Genomic DNA, 4,952 nt, shown 5'->3' with positions numbered 1-4,952 from the left:
AGTTGCCTTCAGCGTATAAGCATGCTCCTGTTGCATGCGCTAATGATGAAATTTTTGCCAGAGCAGCCAATGTGGTACGCGATGCAGAAAGGATAACCATCAAAATTGGTAACGGTGCACACGGTTGCAGGAAAGAAATTATTGAGCTTGCCAACCTTCTGGATGCGGCTATTGTGAGCGGGCCTTCGAGCACCGGCATTGTACCATATTCGCATCCGCGGTATATGAGTGTGGGCGGTTCAAAGGGCTCACTGTGTGGAAACTATGCCATGAATGAAGCGGACGTGGTGGTTGTCATCGGCACGCGTGCAGTCTGCCAGTGGGATTGTTCAGGAACAGCATGGAAAAAAGCTCAAACTATCATAAACTTCAACATAAATCCTAACCATGCATTCCACTATAATAAATGCATTTCAATCGTTGGCGATGCTAAGTTAAATCTTATGCAGTTTATCAAACATGTAAAGGATTCAGGAATTAAAAAAGGCGATAGTTCATCACAGTGGCTTGCTGCCTTACAAGAAAAAAAAGCACAGTGGCAATCATTCAAAAAGCTACGTTTTGATAATCCCACACTATATGATGATGTGTGGAAACGAGAAGTCCTTACCCAGCCTGCCGCAATAAAAACCGTATGCGATTTTGCTGACAACCATAATTACATCAAAGTATTTGATGCTGGCGATGTTCAGGCCAATGGATTCCAGATTGTTGAGGATGAACACGAAGGGCAGACGATCACCGAGACCGGCGCTTCATACATGGGATTTGCGTCATCATCGGTGCTTGTATCCGGAATTCTGAATAAACCAATGATAGCATTTTGTGGCGATGGAAGCTTCATGATGAATCCACAGATACTTATTGACGGAGTACAGCATAACGCACAGGGTATCATTGTCATATTCGATAACCGAAGGATGTCGGCTATTACTGGATTGCAGTATGCTCAATATGGCAATGAATACAAAACATCTGATTCTGTGGAAGTAGATTACGTGGCAATGGCAAACGCAGTAAAAGGGGTACAGGGTCTTTTTGGCGGGTATTCCTATCAAGAATTAGAGCAGGCATTAAAACAAGCACACTCTTACCAGGGACTATCGGTCATTCATGTTCCTGTGTACTATGGACAAGATGAATTGGGCGGCATGGGCGTATTTGGCAGCTGGAACGTGGGCAACTGGTGCCAACAGGTTCAGGAAGAGTATCACCGGCTGGGATGGTAAGATAAAAAATCAAATTTTTTGCAAAATGTCCTTATGCATCTTTTCATCTATAGGATAAAGACTTATAAAAACAATTCCGCAAACAATTAATGCCAGTGGTATAAGTGTTGTAAGAATCTTAAGCCCTGCAAGTGTATCAAAACTTTGAATCTGTGCTGTTAATACGTTGTCTATTAACTTTGGCTGTATATATCCACATACTGTTAGGCCCACTCCAGTAATAAACCCCGCACATGCTGCCGCTAATTTTTGACTGAAATAAAAAAATCCATAGATAATCCCTTCCCTTCGCAATCCCGTCTTCCACTGTGAATATTCCACAGTATCAGGAATCATGGCCCATGGGCTAAAAAACACTGTGGAAACACTTACCCCTGCTGCAACAAAAAGCACGGTAAAAAAAGCAAAATTAAACTGCTTTGCAAAATACAGAACAACCAGAATAACAGCAAGCAAACCCATCCCCATATTGAACGCATGCTTTTTACCAAGTTTATTTGAAATAAAAACCCATAAAGGAATTGCAACAGCAGCAGTGGCAAACATGGACAAAAATGCAACAGGGATAAAGTCTTCTTTGTTAAAGTTATATTTAAACAGATAGTTAACCATAGAAGCCAGCACACCTATAGCACACAGGTGCATGAATACACCAATTGAAAGAAATATAAACGGTTTATTCACTGATAGCGTTGTTGCAATATCCTTCAATCGGTATTCTTCTGCTTCACTGTGTTGCACACGCTCCCGAACTGACGCAAACGTTATAAGAGTAAAAATGGCAGCTATGCTTCCGTATAATACGCCAACAAAACGCCACCCGTCAACAGGATTGTGAAAAAGCCCTGCAAGCGGTTTAGTTGCACCAGCTACAAATAATGTACCAATCACAGCACAAAACATCCTGTAACCGGTAAGGCGTGAGCGCTCATTGCTGTCAAGGGTAAGGTTTGCAGTCAATGCGCCATACGGGATGTTGACAACCGTGTAGGCAGTACATACAAGCAAAAACATCACCAGTGCATACAGTGTCTTTGCTTCATCACCAAGTGATGGTGCATAAAACAAAAGTGCCATGGAAAGCCCCAAAGGAACAGCACCAAAAAGTAAATACGGCCGCTTTTGCCCCCACCTGCTCCGTGTTTTATCTGAGATATATCCCATCATGGGATCGCTCACTGCATCCCATATCTTTGCAATCAAAAATATTGTACCAGCAGCCGCAGCAGTAATAAGAAACACATCGGTTAAATAAAACATGAGGTACAAAACAACCGACTGAAATACCATATTAGCGCCAAAATCTCCCAGTCCATATCCTATCTTTGTCTTTATGGATAAGCTATCTGACATTGTTTTCATGTCCCCTCTCCTCCAAAAATAAAATGTAACTATATTCCAAATGCAGCCCGTAATTTCAACGCTTCCTCGGATTTCCCTTCAATCTTTATGCGCCCCTGAAGATATGCCATCTCAATTCTTTTTTTCTTCAGTAAAATTGCTGCCCACAGGCCCGCAGGAACTGTTATCTTCATGTCCCATTTTTGTGGCAGCACTCCTTCCTTTACTGTTAACACGCTATTATTAATCATAATGCCATAGCAAAATCCTTGAGCTTCACCATCAGGTTCAATATTCAGGGCGATAGTTACTGTCCATTGTTTCACTGCATCAGGATTATATCGCTTTAAAAATTCATCGGTCAATTCCTTTGCCTGTGGAGCATACTGTGATGTATTCCCAGAAAGTCCAATGCGCTCAAGCAAACTTTTCTTTGGTTTTGCTGCTGCGATGTCTTTGCGATGCCTGAAATAATAATACAATGCAGGGAATGGTGCATCAAGCTCTTCTGTATAGACTTCCCTGCGCACTTTAGCCGATTTTTGTATTGCTAATGAAAAGCGCAAAACATCACGCGCATCTTGACCTGAGAGCATTGGTTGAGCTTTGCCCAATATTGATTCAATAAAGTTATGAGTTGCACCAATAAATCCCAATGCCCAGTCGCTCTTTTCATTATAATGCTTCCAGCCTTTACTGGTAAACACGCTCACGGCAGGCCCTTTATTAATATTCCCAGTACACCGGTGTATAATGATTATACCCTGTGTTCCGCTTACCTCTATCCATTCATCATTGGCATAATACTTTGAAGGAATTTTAAGTGCAGGCATATGCACAAATTCAATTGAGCCATACACGCCATTATTATGCTTCCATATCATCACAGAAGGAGCATCAATAATGCCATCAATGGAATCAATCCAGCCAGCCACGCGTTCTACACTTCCGCATAAATACCAGGCAGTTGTCCACAGGTGATGCCCATGATCAAACGTATCAAAGCCGCGTACTCCACCGCTTTCAGTGTTTTCTTTCAGCCGCCACTGCCAGGCCTCAGGTGGCACATACCAGCCACCGCTTCCACCGCCAATAAATTTAATGCGGATTGCAATGGGAGCGCCTATCTCCCCATTTTCTATAATTTTTTTTGCAAGGCGAATGGGCGGATAAAACGTATAGTTATCGGTAACTTTAAAAACTTTGCCGGTGCCTTTTGTTGCGTTAAGAATGCGATCAGCACTTGCAAGATCAACAGTCATGGGTTTTTGCAGGGCAATGTGCTTTCCTGCTTTTGCTGCTGCTATAACCACTGGCTCATGAAGCAAGTGAGGAGTCAAAATTTCAACAGCATCAATGTGGGGGTCGTTCAGCAGATCATTATAATCAGTGTATGCAGCAGTTGCGTGCCACTGCTTGGCTCTTTGCTCAACCAGCTTCTGGTTGATATCACATACAGCATATAGTTTTGCATATTTGTTGTTTTTATACCCTAAAAAATGCAGATCGGCTATACGCCCCAAACCAATAAAGCCAACATGTATCTTTTCTATCTTTTCCATGGCTCCCTCCAGTTGTTGCACATTATAAAATGACATTGCATATATGTCAATATGATTTTTATTGATAAAAATCCATATTGCTATTATCAACTGCATTACAATAATCCAAGAGTAAATAACGGTTATCATATTTGGTAAAAAATGCAAAATGAATATATGCTGTTAGGTAGTAAAAAAAGCTTGAAAATAAATATTTTTATATACAATACCGTAGCAATGCGTAAGCATTATAAAATTATTGTAAAAGTGAAATATAAAATATTTCCTAATAACAAGAGGGGTAGTATCGCTATAAACCTATGAAACCAAAACATGCAAAAGCACAAATTAAAATCCACTTTTTGGTAAAGAACAGGCATCTAAAGTATACACTTGATGCTGAGTTTAGAGCAAAGATCGACAATAAGGATTTTGCTCTTTAGAATTTAACCCTATGGAGAGGCATATAAAAAGTTTTAGCCAGAACTCTGAAATGCTATACCGGAATAAATAAAAGATTTTGTGTCATTAAAAAAATGAAAGCAAGTTTGTCAGAAGAAAATTTCAATGGCAGTAGGGATATGGAGCTTTTTCTTATTCACGCACTCAAAAAGATATTGTAATAAAATATATAATGAATCAAGAGGATATACTGGCCCCGATTCTAACCGAGCACAGAATTAGCATAAATATTGGTTGAAATCGGAGGCTGGTATGTCACAAACTGTACGTATGAAAAGGATAAGTGCTAAGAAAAAGGAAGACATAGTATTACGGTTATTACAGGGTGAGGATATCAACGATATCTCACGTGAACTAAAGATACCCGTTCCAGAAATTG

General features: G+C 40.5%; 3 protein-coding genes. 1 reads left to right on the top strand and 2 read right to left on the bottom strand.

Annotated features, from left to right (window positions below):
* A partial coding sequence (locus AB1444_16155; GenBank protein MEW6528189.1) for a thiamine pyrophosphate-dependent enzyme occupies positions 1-1,229 on the top strand: 1,229 nt, incomplete at its 5' end.
* Between the two features lie 9 nt (positions 1,230-1,238).
* Here the strand turns inward: AB1444_16155 and AB1444_16150 are convergent.
* The gene (locus AB1444_16150; protein MEW6528188.1) at positions 1,239-2,591 is read right to left on the bottom strand and encodes an MFS transporter; all 1,353 of its coding nucleotides are present in this window, start codon (positions 2,589-2,591) and stop codon (positions 1,239-1,241) included.
* Positions 2,592-2,620: 29 nt separating this feature from the next.
* On the bottom strand, positions 2,621-4,132 hold the full coding sequence (locus tag AB1444_16145) for a Gfo/Idh/MocA family oxidoreductase (GenBank protein ID MEW6528187.1): 1,512 nt from the start codon (positions 4,130-4,132) through the stop codon (positions 2,621-2,623).
* Positions 4,133-4,952: the final 820 nt, after the last annotated feature.

The organism is Spirochaetota bacterium, assembly GCA_040756435.1.
Lineage (GTDB): Bacteria > Spirochaetota > UBA4802 > UBA4802 > UB4802 > UBA4802.
Note: the sequence above shows the minus strand (reverse complement) of the source record. Positions and strands in the feature narration are given on the sequence as shown.

What these genes read in the sequence shown, in the direction of transcription:
- AB1444_16150 (MEW6528188.1), bottom strand. Translation starts at nt 2,591, where the DNA reads ATGAAAACAATGTCAGATAGCTTATCCATAAAGACAAAGATAGGATAT.
- AB1444_16145 (MEW6528187.1), bottom strand. Translation starts at nt 4,132, where the DNA reads ATGGAAAAGATAGAAAAGATACATGTTGGCTTTATTGGTTTGGGGCGT.